General features: G+C 34.8%; 12 protein-coding genes and 1 tRNA gene. 7 read left to right on the plus strand and 6 right to left on the minus strand.

The window, feature by feature from the left end; translation table 11 throughout:
• Positions 1–188 precede the first annotated feature (188 nt).
• From H0V01_15665 to H0V01_15680, 4 genes are all read right to left on the minus strand, one after another.
• Positions 189–506, minus strand: coding sequence for a hypothetical protein (locus H0V01_15665; protein ID MBA2584807.1), 318 nt, complete (start codon positions 504–506; stop codon positions 189–191).
• Between the two features lie 289 nt (positions 507–795).
• Positions 796–880: transfer RNA gene (locus H0V01_15670), tRNA-Ser, on the minus strand.
• 103 nt (positions 881–983) lie between these two features.
• Positions 984–2,021 (minus strand): type I asparaginase, encoded by a 1,038-nt coding sequence (locus H0V01_15675; protein MBA2584808.1) that lies wholly within the window; start codon positions 2,019–2,021, stop codon positions 984–986.
• A 9-nt stretch (positions 2,022–2,030) separates the two neighbouring features.
• Entirely contained in the window at positions 2,031–2,801 is a 771-nt protein-coding gene (locus tag H0V01_15680; protein ID MBA2584809.1) for a TatD family hydrolase, read from the minus strand.
• Between the two features lie 232 nt (positions 2,802–3,033).
• On the opposite strand from H0V01_15680, the gene H0V01_15685 reads away from it, so the two are divergent.
• From H0V01_15685 to H0V01_15700, 4 genes are all read left to right on the plus strand, one after another.
• Positions 3,034–3,948, plus strand: coding sequence for a glycosyltransferase family 9 protein (locus H0V01_15685; GenBank protein MBA2584810.1), 915 nt, complete (start codon positions 3,034–3,036; stop codon positions 3,946–3,948).
• 146 nt (positions 3,949–4,094) lie between these two features.
• The gene (locus H0V01_15690; protein ID MBA2584811.1) at positions 4,095–4,580 is read left to right on the plus strand and encodes an RNA polymerase sigma factor; all 486 of its coding nucleotides are present in this window, start codon (positions 4,095–4,097) and stop codon (positions 4,578–4,580) included.
• Positions 4,577–5,713 (plus strand): hypothetical protein, encoded by a 1,137-nt coding sequence (locus H0V01_15695; GenBank protein ID MBA2584812.1) that lies wholly within the window; start codon positions 4,577–4,579, stop codon positions 5,711–5,713. Before H0V01_15690 ends, H0V01_15695 begins: the two co-directional genes overlap by 4 nt.
• 122 nt (positions 5,714–5,835) lie before the next feature.
• Complete coding sequence (locus H0V01_15700) at positions 5,836–7,248, plus strand: DUF2807 domain-containing protein (protein ID MBA2584813.1); 1,413 nt, start codon at positions 5,836–5,838, stop codon at positions 7,246–7,248.
• 186 nt (positions 7,249–7,434) lie between these two features.
• Here H0V01_15700 and H0V01_15705 read toward each other — a convergent pair whose 3' ends face one another.
• A complete protein-coding gene (locus tag H0V01_15705; GenBank protein MBA2584814.1) occupies positions 7,435–8,130 on the minus strand; it encodes a response regulator transcription factor in 696 nt (231 codons plus the stop codon).
• Between the two features lie 58 nt (positions 8,131–8,188).
• Complete coding sequence (locus H0V01_15710) at positions 8,189–9,457, minus strand: HAMP domain-containing histidine kinase (protein ID MBA2584815.1); 1,269 nt, start codon at positions 9,455–9,457, stop codon at positions 8,189–8,191.
• Positions 9,458–9,708: 251 nt separating this feature from the next.
• Between H0V01_15710 and uvrC the strand changes: the two genes are divergently transcribed.
• The 3 genes from uvrC to H0V01_15725 all read left to right on the plus strand — a co-directional run.
• On the plus strand, positions 9,709–11,514 hold the full coding sequence (uvrC, locus tag H0V01_15715; protein MBA2584816.1) for an excinuclease ABC subunit UvrC: 1,806 nt from the start codon (positions 9,709–9,711) through the stop codon (positions 11,512–11,514).
• Between the two features lie 63 nt (positions 11,515–11,577).
• Positions 11,578–13,833 (plus strand): T9SS type A sorting domain-containing protein, encoded by a 2,256-nt coding sequence (locus tag H0V01_15720; GenBank protein MBA2584817.1) that lies wholly within the window; start codon positions 11,578–11,580, stop codon positions 13,831–13,833.
• Positions 13,834–14,340: 507 nt separating this feature from the next.
• A partial coding sequence (locus tag H0V01_15725; GenBank protein MBA2584818.1) for a hypothetical protein occupies positions 14,341–15,590 on the plus strand: 1,250 nt, incomplete at its 3' end.

The raw sequence follows: 15,590 nt of genomic DNA on the forward strand, positions 1-15,590 counted from the left end.
AAATTCCAAGATCCCTTCTGGCAAAATCAAGTTTGCCAAGCTGTGGTTTTCATCTCTTTGCACGTAGAATATTTTTTGCAAAGAAATGATTTTTGTTCATTCCCCCCAACTTTTCCGCTTGATCCGTAAGCGTTAACATTTCTTCTTTCTTCGGTGTAGTAAAATTTTACAAGGATTGGTATTTCTATTTACGTTCTTTTTGAATACCAATAACAATCTTCCATTGGTGAAGCACAAGGAGCACCGTGCCATCTTCCATTGAAAAGGTCTGTTTTGAAATAGGATAAACCTGATATAATATTCAGTCGTTTTGAAATTGTTCCTTCAACTCGTAGCCCTATAACATTTGTATAGTCAATTCTTTTGGAAGTTCCATGATTATAAGCAATGGTTGGCATAATGGAAAATCCTGTTTGCCACCCTACATTTCTTTTTTCTGTTTCTTGTCCCAATCCTGCCACCGTAAAGAAAAGAATTGAAAAAATTGTCGCAATTGTCTTTTTCATAGTCCTTTATTAAAATGTGGCATAACTCTTATATAATAAGAACAAATATAGTTCTTGCTTTCTCAAATTTAACCACATCTGGAAAAAAAAAGAATAGGTGTATTATCCAGAAAAAAGAAATAATTGCCATAATAGCGAAGGTGAAAACTCCTCCACCTACATCAAATAAAGGAAAATAAAGAAAAGAGTTCTATCAGTGTAAATAATAAAATGTGGTGCAAATGTGGTGCAAATAGGCAAAATAAAAATCCCAATAGATTGATAATTAATATATTGGGATTTTTATTTGCGGAGAGGGCGGGATTCGAACCCGCGGTACCTTGCGGTACACAAACTTTCCAAGCTTGCACGTTCGGCCACTCTGACACCTCTCCTTTTAATCAGGTTGCGAAATTAATAAAATAATTCATCCTGCTATTACTAATTTTTAATAAACGGTTTTTATCTTTTTAATTTGAATGCTAAAAAGAGATGCAATTAAGCTGTTTCTGTAATTTCCCCACGGATACTTGTGCGCAAAAGCGTTTTTATTTCATCTAAGGGTAAATTTTTTCCAAAAAGATACATTAATTTTGTAACAGCGGCTTCGGTTGTAATATCCGCACCTCCTATTATACCAATTCGATTAAAAACCGAACTGGTTTGGTATTTTCCCTGAACCACACTTCCACTGTTGCATTGGGTTATGTTTAGTATAACAACACCTTTGTTTAATGCACTTTCAAGATAAGAAAACAATTCCAAATCTATTGGCCCATTTCCTGCTCCAAAGGTTTCAAGAACAATAGCTTTTAATCCATCAATACTTGTAATTGCTTTTACCACTTTTGCACTTATTCCCGGGAAAAGTTTAAGAATTACAATGTTGGTATCCATTTGAGTGCTAACCTTTAATTTTTTTCCAGGAACATAATGTTGAATCGCATTCACATCATATTTTATGGTAACGCCTGCCTGGGCAAGAACCGGATAATTGGAGGATTGAAAAGCCTGGAAATGATCGGCATTGAATTTATGGGTTCTGTTCCCCCGGTAAAGCTGGTATTCAAAATAAATGGCAACTTCAGGAACAATAGGTTTTCCATCAATTTTTGCCGCTGCAATTTCAATTGATGTAATTAAATTTTCCTTTCCATCGGTACGGATTGTTCCAATAGGCAGTTGAGAGCCAGTGAAAATAACCGGTTTTGATAAATCCTCCAGCATAAAGCTTAATGCCGAGGCAGAAAAGGCCATTGTATCTGATCCATGTAAAATTACAAATCCATCATATAAAGTGTAATTTTCCTGTATTAGTCTGGCGAATTCAGCCCAGTTCCCGGGTCGCATATCTGATGAATCAATGGGTTTTTCAAGTGATATGGTTGTTATGGATACTTCAAATTTTTTCAACTCCGGAACCTGATCCGCTAAATGTTTGAAATCAAAAGCATGCAGCTCTCCTGTTTTGGGATCCTCAACCATTCCGATTGTTCCCCCTGTATATATTATTAAAACTGATGGAGTTACTGGCATAATGGTTTTTTAAACAGCAAAAACCTCCTTGGCATTTGCTGTGGTAATTTTTGCAATTTCATCTATTGGTAAGTTGTAAAGTTCAGCTAATTTATTTGCCACAAGGAGTAAATAAGCACTTTCGTTTCGTTTCCCCCTGAATGGAGCGGGAGCAAGATAGGGTGAATCTGTTTCCAGCACAAGGTGTTGAGGATTTATATCAATTATTGCCTTATCCAGGCCCGAATTTTTAAATGTTACAACCCCACCAATGCCAAGTTTGAAGCCTCCCAGCTTAATAATTTTTTCTGCTTGATCCTTTGTTCCACTAAAACAATGGAAAATCCCTTTCAATTCAGCATCATTCATTCGTTCCACTATTTCAAATGTTTTATCAAAAGCATCTCTTAAATGAATAATTATTGGAAGCTTATGCTTTTTGGCCAATTCTATTTGATGAATAAAAACACTCTTTTGTTCTTTTTCAAGCGTTTTATCCCAATATAAATCAATGCCTATTTCTCCTATTGCAAAAAACTTGTGTTTATTAAGCCAGTGTTCTACCTCCAAAAGCTGCCCCTGATAATTTTGCTTAACAGAACAGGGATGCAGGCCCATCATTGGAAAACATCGGGAAGGAAAATCTTTTTCCATTTGGAGCATTCCTTCTATTGATGTACTGTCAATGTTCGGTAAAAAAAACTTTTCGATTCCTTTTTCCACAGCACTTTGGATTACCTGCTCACGATCTAAGGCAAATTCTTGTAAATATAAATGTGTGTGGGTATCGTAAAAAACCATTTAACAAAATTAGGTATTTGAAAGTTTCCTACAAGTTGAATTTTCTTCAATTAAATATATTTATTCATTGGCAATTTAAAAATCAAGATCAGGTTATACTAAATCTTAATCAAAAACAGGAAATTACAAGACCTGAATAAATACTTATCTTTGCATTAAAACCAACAGTTTGCCTAAAATACTTATTATACGATTCAGTTCAATTGGTGATATAGTGCTAACCAGTCCGGTAATGCGCTGCATAAAGCAGCAAATTAGCGGGAGTGAAATCCATTATTTAACCAAAAAAATGTATCATCCTGTTTTAAAGGCAAATCCTTACATCGATAAAATCCATCTTTTTGAAAATAACCTGGATGAGTTAATTGCCCTGCTCAAGGCAGAAAATTTTGATCATGTTATTGATTTGCATAAAAACTTGCGCAGCCTTAGGGTAAAACTAATGCTTGGAAAGCCCTCCAATTCTTTCAATAAACTAAATTTTGAAAAATGGCTGTTAGTTAATTTAAACATCAATTACCTTCCCAATGTTCATATTGTTGATCGTTATCTTGAAACAGCAAAATCGCTTGGGGTAGTAAATGATTTACAAGGTTTAGATTATTTTATCCCGCAGGAAGAGGAGGTGAATTTAAATTCTTTACCGGAACAATATGGCAAGGGGTTTACCGGATTTGTAATTGGTGGACAATATGCCACCAAGCAATTAGAGGCAGAGAAAATTACCGCTATTTGCACTAGAATTAACAATCCAATTATCCTGTTGGGTGGAAAAGAAGATTTTGAGACAGGAGAAAAAATTTCTTCTCATTCGGGGAGAAAAAAAGTACTGAATGGCTGCGGAAAGTACTCCCTTAATCAAAGTGCCTCCCTTGTTAGACAGGCCAAAAATATTATTAGCCACGATACGGGTTTAATGCATATAGCTGCGGCTTTTAAAAAAGATATTGTTTCTGTTTGGGGAAATACTGTTCCTGAATTTGGCATGTATCCTTATATGCCCGGAAAAAATTCCTTTATTTCTGAAGTAAAGGTCCTTCCATGCCGGCCATGCTCAAAAATAGGGTATGGAATATGTCCGAAAACACATTTCGCTTGCATGAAATTACAGGATGAGCTAGAGATTATTATTCGTATGAATGCCTGATTATTTGAGTACTTTTCACTTGCTCCAATCGGGTTAAATGTGTTTTTCCAACACCGTGTTTTTTAAAAAGTAAAAAAACTTCTGGCCCTGTAACTTTTTCATAACCTCATCCGTCTCACCAAAAAAGATATTACTTTTATAGTGCAATGAGCCCTTCGGAATACAATACATGTGTGGATGCTTATTCGGACAATCTTTACCGCTTTATCCTGAAAAACATTAAAGATAAAGATAAGGCAAAGGATATTGTACAGGACACCTATGAAAAATTATGGATAAATTGTTCTGAACTGGAATTTTCAAAAGCAAAATCATGGATGTTTACAACTGGTTATCGTACCATGATTGATCTTTTAAGAAGAGAAAAAAAACAAGGAAAGTTTGATGAAACGGATCTTTCGGTGTTTTCACATGAAAAAAATTATTCTGATTTACAGGAAATTTTACATCATGCAATAAACAAACTTCCAGCTGATCAAAAAGCAGTGGTTATGCTAAGAGATTATGAAGGATATTCCTATGAGGAAATTAGCGGAATTACAGGGTTGTCCGAGGCCCAGGTAAAGGTTTATATTTTCAGAGCAAGAACTTTTTTAAAAAAATATTTAGGAAGCATAGAAACATTGGTATGAGCATTACTTTTAACAATTACGAAAGCTGGTTTTTAGATTATCATGAGGGCAAACTGAATGAGGATCAGAAAGAAATGGTTTTACTTTTTTTGGAACAAAATGCAAAGCTCCTCGAGGAATTTAATGCTTTTGATAACACCTTTGTACTCACCGAAAATTTCGTTTTATTTGAAGGCAAAGAAAATTTAAAAGCTCCCGAGGCCAGTGATTTTGACACTCTTTTTGTTGCCTATATTGAAAACGAACTTAACCCTGAGCAGAAGAAAAAAACAAATGAATTGATTCGTGGCAACAAAAAATTGAGTGAAGAATTCTCCCTGTTTAAAAAAACAGTGTTAAAGCCTGATATGTCAATTCGTTTTACAGGAAAGAAAAAATTAAAAAAAGGCAATAAAGGAGTTATCCGGTTCATGTATTATACAGGCGCAGTGGCAGCAGCAGCTTGCGTTCTTTTCTTTTCGTTAAATTTTTCCGATTGGTTTAAGCCAAATAACCCCGGAAATACAATTACACATCAATCTTCTGATACGATAAAATCAAAAAATAATAATCATAACCTATTAAACTTGGAGCCCATTCAAATTGTTGAAGAAATAAAGAAGGAAAACAAATTTGAAAAGGAAAACAAAAATTCATTTTCAATTGCAAATTTGATCCAGGAGAACAACAACAAAAGAAATCCAGATACAAAACATCCGATGGAAGTTAAAGAACTAATCAAGACTCCAATGCTGAGTGAGGAAAAGGCTAGTCTTGCTGTAAATAATATCCATGAGGGGAATGCTTTGAAAGACACAGTGATTGAAGAACAAAACGATATTTTATTTGCCAGCAACAGCAATGCTGCTGTTTTTGAAAAAGATCCTGAAAAAACTGAACCCGCAAATGAATTCTTAACACCAAAGGAAATGGTGATACAACGTATAAGAAGCATAACATCAATAGAACAACCAGGGGAAGGGAATTCAGGGAAAATAAGCTTCTGGGAAATAGCTGATGTTGGTTCATATGGCATTTCAAAATTAACAGGAAAAAAATTCAAGGTTTCAGGCGGCACAAACAATAAGGGGGAAGTAGCATCCTTTGCAATTGTTTCTGATCGGTTTGGATTTTCACATTCTACTTCAAAATAAATAGTGGTTGTAACTTTTTGGAAGGTTCATCCGTCACATTTAAAAACAAGGGCATATTACCGGAATAGCGCTGTTCAAAAAAATGCACTTGTTTTTATTTCAATAATTTAAAACAAACACATATGAAAAAGATATTTACAGTACTGGCAGCAATGATACTTTCAATCGCCTTATATGCACAGGATGAAAAACAAGTACGGGAAATTCCATCCTTTAACAAGATTGATGTAAGTGGAAACATTACAGTTATTATAGCACAGGGTGAACCACAGCAAGTTAGCGTCACTACCCGGGCCGACATGCATGAAAAAATTATTACCGAGGTAGTAAACGGCACCTTAAAGATATCCACGAAAGGAAAAACAGAGGGGAGTAAAAAAGTAGAAATTACTGTTTCGAATCTTGTGCGGATAAAACAATCGGGGGCTACTGTTGTAAAGAGTGAAGGTTTGATAAAAACCCAGGCTTTAGAAATTGAATCATCAGGAGCCTCAATAACCAGTTTGAACATTGAAGCCGATGTTTTTACAAGCAATGTTTCGGGTGTGGGCGAATTAAAATTAAAGGGAACCGCTACAAACCTAAATGCTACGGTTAGCGGTGCGGCAAATATCAAAGCATTTGATTTAGTTACACAAAAAGCAGATATAAATATAAGTGGAGCCGGAGTTGTTCGAATTGATGTAATTGAAGAATTAAATGTGAAAGTTACAGGTGCAGGAAAAGTACTGTATAAAAATGAACCGGAGAAAAAGGATGTTGAAATCTCCGGTGCAGGAGAAATAAGAAAGGCAAAAACCGAAGGTGAGGATGCAAAAACGGATACAACTAAAATTCGTCTGGGAAGTAAAAATTACATTATTTTTTCTGAGGATGACACCGTGGCTTGCCGTACAAAAAAAACCAGGCATAATAATCATTGGGCCGGAATAGACTTGGGGGTAGCAGGCTATTTATCTCCGCAACAATCTTTTGGGATGGAACATGAAAACCAATTGTTTGAACTGGATTATTCGCGTTCAAGAACCTGGAATATTAATTTCCTTGAAAAAAACCTGAAACTATATAAAAACCATGTGGGAATTGTAACAGGCATGGGTCTTTCTTTTACCCGTTATCACTTTAATAACAGGCAGACTGCATTAATTCCATATACTGATTCAACCTTTATGTTTGAAACGAATTCAGTTACCCGAAAAAACCTTTTAAGTGCATCCTACCTTACTGTTCCCTTGTTAATAGAATTCAATACGCATCAAAATTCTCAAAAATCCTTTCATTTTGCAACAGGTCTTATAGGAGGATACCGTATTAATTCAAAGACAGTGCAGATTACCGAATTTGAGGGAGTAAAGTCCAGGCTGGTAATTAAGGATGATTACAACCTTTCGCCATTCAATTTGAATGCGACCGTTCGATTTGGATATGGCAATTTTAATCTTTTTGCCACTTATTCGTTAACCGAAATGTTTGATAAAGGAAAAGGGCCGGAATTGTTTCCTGTTACTGCAGGAATTACATTAATCGGATTTTAACTTTAAAAAAGTGCTCATTGTATTCTATGTAAAAAAACAGTGAGCACTTTTTTAATTATTTCTGTTCAATTGTAAGAAAACACCAAAACTGCGATGAATAAGCGCATTCCTTACTATTTTAATTTCTCAAAATTAAAATTTTAAATTAAATCAACCTTGTTTTTATGTTTTTCTTAGCACTTTATTTTATAAAACTTCAAACTTAAATCCAACCCCATGCACATTTGTGATTTTAATAGAAGGGTCTTCTTTAAGGTATTTCCTAAGCTTGGCAATAAACACATCCATACTTCTTCCAAGAAAATAATCATCGGAACCCCAAATTGTTTTGAGGGCAGTTTCTCTTTTGAGTACTTCATTTTTATTCAGGCAAAGCAATCTTAAAATCCCTGCTTCTTTTGTTGTTAAACTTTGGGTTGATGTTGCTGTTGTTAAGGTTAGTTTTGCATGGTTAAAAATAAATTTGCCAATTTGAAATTCAATTTCTTCCTGCTTTTTAGAAATAATTTTGCAGCGTTTCAGCACTGCTTCTAATCTAAGCACAAATTCTTCCATATTAAAAGGCTTGGTAATATAATCATCTGCCCCAACCTTGAACCCTTTTATACGATCCTCCTCCATGGCTTTTGCAGTAAGGAATATAATTGGAATATCATTTCCTTCATTTCGTATTTCAGTAGCCAGAGTAAATCCATCTTTTTTTGGAAGCATTATGTCCAAAAGGCAAATGTCGAAAGTATCACTTAAAACAGCCTGCATTGCAGATTGCCCATTGGTATGTAAACTAACTTTATAACCCTTGTGTTCCAGGCTATCTTTAATTACGAAACCAAGATTCAGATCATCTTCAACTAGTAATATTTTTACAGCATTTGGTTTCATAAATAAAATTTCTATTTTTTTATAACTCTTTTAAAAACAATATAATTAGGTTTCAGTGTTATTTTTTTGGCAAATAAATTTCAAACTTGCTTCCATTATTTACTTCGCTTTCCACACTTATTTTTCCTTTGTGAGCTTCTGTCATAATTTTCACATAATTTAAGCCAAGACCAAATCCTTTTATATCATGTAAATCTCCAGTGGAAACTCTGTAAAATTTTTCGAATACATGTTTTTGAACTTCCTTACGCATTCCTATTCCATTGTCCTGAACTGTAATTTTTATTCCTTTTCGGTGGTTTTCGGTAACAATAGTGATTTCTGGGTTTTCAAGAGAATATTTTAATGCATTATCAATTAAATTGGAAAGGATGTTGTTAAAATGATCCTTATCTACTTCAATAATTTGATCCGAAGCATTTAATTTAAAAATAAAACGACCCTGTTTTTCATTTAAAGCTAGAGAAAAACGATTGGCTATTTCATATACAACAGCGTGTACATTTACCGGTGTTTTTATCAATTCATAATCTGCTTTATCAAGAGTAGCAATCTGCAAAAGGCGCTCTACCATGCTTTTTAACCTATTGTTCTCTTCAGAAATTATTGTTGAATATCTTTGCAATCTTTCAGGATAATTCACTATGTCGGGTTTGTTAAGCACTTCAGAAGAAATGGCAATAGTGGAAATTGGAGTTTTAAATTCATGAGTCATGTTATTGATAAAATCGGTAGTTATTTCAGATAGCTTTTTTTGTTTAAGAATTACAAACATGGTATAGGCAAAAAACACTAATACAACCAGAAGGATAATAGAAGAAAACAACCAAATCCCCATCTGATTTACTAAGTAACTGCCTTTTTCAGGAAAATACACCCCGAAATAATGACCGTCTTTATCTGATTTTACTGGTAAATAAGTTTGTGTTATTTCCCTTTTTCCCGGAGTTAATGCCACATAATTTCCATATATCATGGAATCGGTAAAACAATCGTAAATCCCATATTCAAAATCAAGGCCCAGGTTGCGCGTGGTAAATTCTGCTTTAAGCAAAGATTCCAAAAGATAGGGGTGAAGAGTATCGTAAATACTAACTACAAAATAATTGGCAGAAATATGTTTTATTGGTTCAATATAAGCTGCAGAATCTCCCCTTAATCTCAAAATATCTGTGGCTACATTTCTAAGGGCAACATTTACACTATGGCTAAATTGCTTTTCCTTAATGTCCCAGGCTTTGTTAATCCAGTAAAATTGGGTTACTCCTATGCCAAGGATAGAAATAGTAGCAAGTACAATAATGTTGCGTATTATTCTACGGTTCATTTTTTAAAGGTAAGATATGAGAGTTAATAGAACAAAGATGTGCAAAAAATATTTTATTCAGTCCTACACTTTCCTTAATAAATGGCCAGGACGATCTTAGAAGAGGGAAAGGTAAAATCAAGAAGTAAAATTATTGTTTGGGAAAACCTGTACAAAACACAAGCGGATGAGTTAAAAATTGCACCTTTTCTCTTACAATAAATTCATTGAAGATACACTGAGAGGAATAAATTTCGTTATTTTACATAGTGATGGAAAACAAGCATGAAAACAGTATAAAATCTTTACCAGGCAAGCCAGGCATTTATCAATTTTTTGATTGTGATGGTATTATTATTTATGTGGGAAAGGCAAAGGACTTAAAGAAAAGAGTTGCTTCCTATTTCAGAAAGGATAATCAAGTAGGGAAAACGGCTGTTCTGGTAAAAAAAATTGCCGATATAAAATTCATGCTTGTTGAAACCGAATTAGATGCACTATTGCTTGAAAACAATCTGATTAAAAAATACCAGCCCAAGTATAACATCCAGTTGAAAGATGATAAAACTTATCCCTGGATTTGTGTTAAAAACGAGCGTTTTCCAAGAGTGTTTCCTACACGAAATCTGATAAGAGATGGTTCAGTGTATTTTGGCCCCTATGCTTCAGTAAGAATGATGCACACCTTGCTTGATTTAATAAACCAACTGTATAAATTACGCAACTGCGGATATAATCTTAGCACCGAAAACATAAGCAAAAACAAATTTAAGGTTTGTCTGGAATACCATTTAGGTAATTGTAAAGCTCCATGTGAAGGTTTTCAAAAAGAGGATGATTACAATGCTACAATTTCAGAAATTAAGGAAATATTAAATGGGAATATTACCTCCGTTGTAAAGCACCTCAAAGAGAAAATGAGGGAATTTTCAGCGCTTTATGATTATGAAAATGCACAACAATTTAAAGAGAAAATAGATTTGCTGGAGCGTTACCAAAGTAAATCAACGGTTGTAAGTCCTACAATAGAAAATGTAGATGTTTTTTCAATCTGCCAGGATGAGAGTACGGCCTATGTTAATTATTTGAGAGTTGTAAACGGTGCAATTATACAGGGCCACACCATTGAGCTTAAAAAGAAACTTGAGGAGAGCCCGGAGGAGCTTTTGGAGTTTGCAATCGCAGAGTTTAGACAACGCTTTTTAAGTGATGCAAAGGAAGTTATTGTACCATTTAAGCCTTGTATTGAATTACCGGGAATAACATTCACTGTTCCTCAAAGGGGTGATAAAAAGAATCTTCTTGAACTCTCAGAAAAAAATGTTAAATATTATAAATTAGATAAACAAAAGCAGGAGAGTCTGGTGGATCCGGAAAGACATACGAAAAGGATTTTGGAACAGATGAAAAAGGACCTTCGTTTAACTGAACTTCCCTATCATATTGAATGCTTTGACAATTCCAACATTCAAGGGGCTTATCCTGTTGCTGCATGCGTAGTTTTTAAGGATTGCCGGCCAAGTAAAAAAGACTACCGTCATTATAATATCAAAACTGTAGAAGGCCCTGATGATTTTGCTTCAATGGCAGAAGTGGTTCTGCGTAGATATTCCCGATTACTTGCTGAAAAGGAACTTTTGCCACAATTAATTATAGTTGACGGAGGGAAAGGACAACTGAGTGCGGCTTTAAAGAGCCTTGATACTTTAGGCTTGAGGGGAAAAATCGCAATTATTGGAATCGCCAAAAGGCTTGAAGAAATTTATTATCCGGGAGATCCCCTCCCCATGTACCTTGATAAACGCTCGGAGACACTCAAAATAGTTCAACAACTACGCAATGAAGCGCATCGTTTTGGAATTACCCACCATAGGGAAAAAAGAAAAAAAGGAACCATTAAAACAGAGCTTACAGAAATTAAAGGAATAAGTGATAAAACAGCAGAAAAGCTCCTATCTCATTTCAAATCTGTAAAACGAATAAAGGAAGCAGAAGAATTTGAAATTCAATCAATTATTGGCCTGGCAAAAGCACGGATGGTAATTGATTTCTTTCGTGCTTTAAACAAAAGCAATTAATTCTTTTTAGGCATAATTATTTCAATAAAATTTGTGAAGAAATCACAAATAAAGGGAATAACAATGACAAAAAATGTAATGCTTCAGTTTCTAATCATATGCTTTGTTTTCACACAAAATACTAAGGCTCAATGCATGTTACAAGAGCTTTCTTTGAAAGAAAAAACACAACAATCGGCACTAATCGTTGAAGCAAGGGTAATTTCGGAAAATTCATTTTGGAACAGGGAACATACACGAATTTACACCTCCTACATTCTTGAAGTTTATAAACTATTTAAAGGTGTTTTGGATGCTTCACCGGTAAATTTAATCACCGAAGGTGGAACTGTTGAATACAATAAACATAGCGTGCAGCATCAATTGGAACTTAAAGTGGGTGATATGGGAATATTTTTCATGGAGCAGAGCCACAATAGTAAATTAAAAAATTTATCTTCCAATGAAGCCGTACTCGTTGCTTATGGGGGAGTTCAAGGATGTATTAAAATTGATCAACAGTCAAAAACAGCTTCTGATCCTTTCAATTATTATTATGACCTTGATGCGCAATTATATCCTCAAATAATGGCACTTACGGGAGCCTATTCAGAAAAGGGCAATTTAGGATTTCCGGAATTTCAAACTGCTTTAAAAGCAGATATTTATATCAGTGATTTTAGTCCTAGTGAAGTAGCAGCTGGAATTGAAAGTGAAATTACTATTCGTGGAAGCGGATTTGGAAATGAAAAGGGGTTAAATTCTTATGTGGAATTCAAGGATGCCAATACAGGCGGAATAATGCTCATCCAGCCTCTTGCCTCACAATACACATTATGGGAAGATGATAAAATTATCGTGAAAGTGCCTTCAAGGGCAGGAACTGGAAGTTTAAGAGTAAGGAATGAAACTGTTTTTGCAAACAGTGATGAAGAGTTAAGCGTTACTTATAGTCGTTTAAACGCAATATACAATGGAAATGCCTTTCAAACTAATATTATAAATAAAAATTCAAATGGTGGATATATCTGGCAAATGAATAGCGATTTTAATTCAAATACCAAAGCAAGCGAGGCTTTTGAAAGAGCTCTTATTTCTTGGAGATGCAAGACTTATGTTCCTTGGGAAATGGGTAAAACTACTTCTACAAATGTTACAGCAAGCGATGGTATAAATATAATACGATTTGATAACAATTCAGAACTACCCGCAGGCGTTCTTGCAGCCTGCTATACTTATTGGAATGGATGCAATGATGAATCTGGTTTTAAATGGTTTGTAAATGAACTGGACATTGTATTTGATGATTCTACCAACTGGAGTTATTCCCAGGCTGCTCCTGAATTAGATCAATTTGATCTGGAATCCATCGCCTTGCACGAACTAGGGCATGGCCATCAACTGGGTCATGTAATTAATCCCAATGGTGTAATGCATTATTCTGTGGCACCGGGAGAATATAAAAAAATATTAAAATCAAATGATATTCAAGGCGGAAGCCTGGTAATAGAAAGTAGCAAGAGTAGCAGCTATTGTGGGAAAACGCCCATTATTCCATTAAAGGAATCCGATTGCTCAGGAACCTCAGCAGTAGCAAGTGTACACATTGACATTGTTGGAGGAAAAAATTCTGTTTGTGAAAAAGCATGGGTATCATTTGTAGCTATGGCTGAAAATGGAGGAGCTTCTCCTTTATTTGAATGGAAAATAAATGGAATTAATACAGGTTCAATTTATTCAACATTCACCACTTCCACTTTGCAAAATAAGGATACTATAACTTGTGTAATGACTTCGAGCTTACCAGGACTAAGCAGCTTCCCTGTTAGCTCAAATGATTTATATATCACTGTTTCTCCAAAACAACTTCCAGAAGTAATACCCACCGCTGATAGTTTAACTTCCTCACTAAATGGAATTTCTTATGCTTGGTTTTGTAATTCTATTCAAATAACAGAAACAAAGAAAACAATAAAGCCAGTACTTTTAGGGAATTACGCAGTCAAAATTTGGAATGACGAAGGATGTGAATCTGATAAATCTTTGGTCTATTTATACGATCCATTGGGTATGGAAAATGCAACAAATCTATCTTTTAGCATTCATCCTAATCCTAGCTCTGGAGTATTTACTATTCAATTAAATGAAGGAAATTTTGCTTTCACCGAAATAACCGTAAGTAATATATTGGGGCAAAAAATATATAAAAGTCATTTCAGCAACAACAATAAAAAAGAAATTAATTTAATGGGAAATGCAGAAGGAATATATTTTCTAAATATTCGATCAGGAGAAAAAGCATTTGCTGCAAAAATTATTTTGCAACAGGAAACAAAGTAAATTCAAGGGAATTTTTCCTTTCAAAGAATCTTTATCTAACCACTTTAAATTTTTCTTGTTTCTAAAAGCACTGCATTAAATTCTATCAGGAATTCTTCTGGTTTTATTACCCGTAAAATCAGGATTTTATTTGTATGTGGCAAATAAAATAAAGCAAGGTTTTGGATGAATAAATTCAATCTGCTTGCATTTTTTGTCCTCCTTTTATAGAATTGGAAATCCTATAATGAATTACTTTTTGTCTTCTTTTATTTCTCATAAAAAGTATTTTTGTTAGCTTAATGTTTTAATTAGAAATAAAAAGACGTACCTTATTATGCTAAACCCATTTCTAATTTCCTGCTTTTTTCAAACTGTTTTTTTCTAAGAATAATGAAATAGCCTTGCACTAATCAAAACTGAATATAACATTGCGTCTCGATAAATCGGGATGACTTTTAAAATCAAATGCTTTAGCAATCATGAGTTCTTTACAGGAACAATTAAAAAACGAATAAATTAATACCTATGAAAAAAAATTACATCCTACTTCATTTTATATTAAATTTCTTGCTTTTCCCTGTAATGGCCCAGTCAAATCAAGCTATTACTGCAATAGGACAAAATAAAACAAAATCCATTAAAGAGCCCTGTGCAACCCATTTGATTCATAACAAATTAATGCAAACTGATTCTGAGTACAAAAATCGAATATTGGCAAATGAAGAAACAATTCAAACAATAATACAACAGCAACAAAATAACCGTGCAGCTGCGCCAATATATACCATTCCTGTAGTTGTTCATGTTATTCATACTGGTCAGGCAATTGGAACAGGAGTAAATATTTCTGATGCCCAAATATTCAGTGCAATTACTGCATTAAATCAGGATTATAGGAAAATGGCAGGAACAAACGGATTTGGAACTGGTGTTGACTCTGAAATAGAATTTTGCCTGGCAGTAAGGGATCCAAACGGACAAGCCTCCACTGGAATTTTAAGGGTGAATGGATCTTCCGTAACTAATTATTCTACTCAGGGTATTACTGCAGGACAAGGCAGTGGTGCCAATGAAACCACTGTTAAAGCCTTAAGCAAATGGCCGAATACAAGTTATTATAATATTTGGATTGTTAATGAGATAGAAAACAACAATGGAGGTTCAGGAATCCAGGGATATGCATATTATCCGGGAGCAGGATCCGCTGTTGACGGAGCTGTGATAATGTTCAATGCTTTTGGCACTACAGGCAACTTAAAATCCTATACAAACAGGAATAGGGTTGCTACCCATGAAATGGGTCACGGATTTAATCTAATGCATACATTTGAAGGGGCAAGTTGCACACAGACTAATTGCAGCACTCAAGGTGACCTGTGTTGTGATACTCCTCCTCACTTGGGCAACAATACAAGCTGTACAACACGAGAATGTACCAATACACAGCAGGTAGAAAATTACATGGATTATACAAGTGAGACTTGCCAGAACATGTTTACATCAGATCAGAAAAACAGGATGCGTGCTGCCATAAGTGGAACCAGGGCAAGTTTGCTTACATCTCTTGGCTGCACACCTGTTTATACCCTTGATGCAGGAATTTCTGATGTCATAAGTCCCACCCCTTCTACGTGTGCAACAACTTTGAACCCGGTTGTTACCTTAAGGAATTTTGGATCCACCACGCTTACCTCAGCTGCTATCAATTTTAACATTGATGGTGGAACAAATCAAGTTTATAACTGGACAGGATCCTTGGCAACAAACCTAACTGT

The sequence above is a fragment of the Bacteroidota bacterium genome (assembly GCA_013696965.1).
Classification (GTDB): Bacteria; Bacteroidota; Bacteroidia; order JACCXN01; family JACCXN01; genus JACCXN01.

Excerpts from the sequence above, each read along its gene's own strand:
- H0V01_15665 (MBA2584807.1), bottom strand. The coding sequence starts at position 506 with ATGAAAAAGACAATTGCGACAATTTTTTCAATTCTTTTCTTTACGGTG.
- H0V01_15675 (MBA2584808.1), bottom strand. The coding sequence starts at position 2,021 with ATGCCAGTAACTCCATCAGTTTTAATAATATATACAGGGGGAACAATC.
- H0V01_15680 (MBA2584809.1), bottom strand. The coding sequence starts at position 2,801 with ATGGTTTTTTACGATACCCACACACATTTATATTTACAAGAATTTGCC.
- H0V01_15685 (MBA2584810.1), top strand. The coding sequence starts at position 3,034 with ATGCGCTGCATAAAGCAGCAAATTAGCGGGAGTGAAATCCATTATTTA.
- H0V01_15690 (MBA2584811.1), top strand. The coding sequence starts at position 4,095 with ATGAGCCCTTCGGAATACAATACATGTGTGGATGCTTATTCGGACAAT.
- H0V01_15695 (MBA2584812.1), top strand. The coding sequence starts at position 4,577 with ATGAGCATTACTTTTAACAATTACGAAAGCTGGTTTTTAGATTATCAT.
- H0V01_15700 (MBA2584813.1), top strand. The coding sequence starts at position 5,836 with ATGAAAAAGATATTTACAGTACTGGCAGCAATGATACTTTCAATCGCC.
- H0V01_15705 (MBA2584814.1), bottom strand. The coding sequence starts at position 8,130 with ATGAAACCAAATGCTGTAAAAATATTACTAGTTGAAGATGATCTGAAT.
- H0V01_15710 (MBA2584815.1), bottom strand. The coding sequence starts at position 9,457 with ATGAACCGTAGAATAATACGCAACATTATTGTACTTGCTACTATTTCT.
- uvrC (MBA2584816.1), top strand. The coding sequence starts at position 9,709 with ATGGAAAACAAGCATGAAAACAGTATAAAATCTTTACCAGGCAAGCCA.
- H0V01_15720 (MBA2584817.1), top strand. The coding sequence starts at position 11,578 with ATGACAAAAAATGTAATGCTTCAGTTTCTAATCATATGCTTTGTTTTC.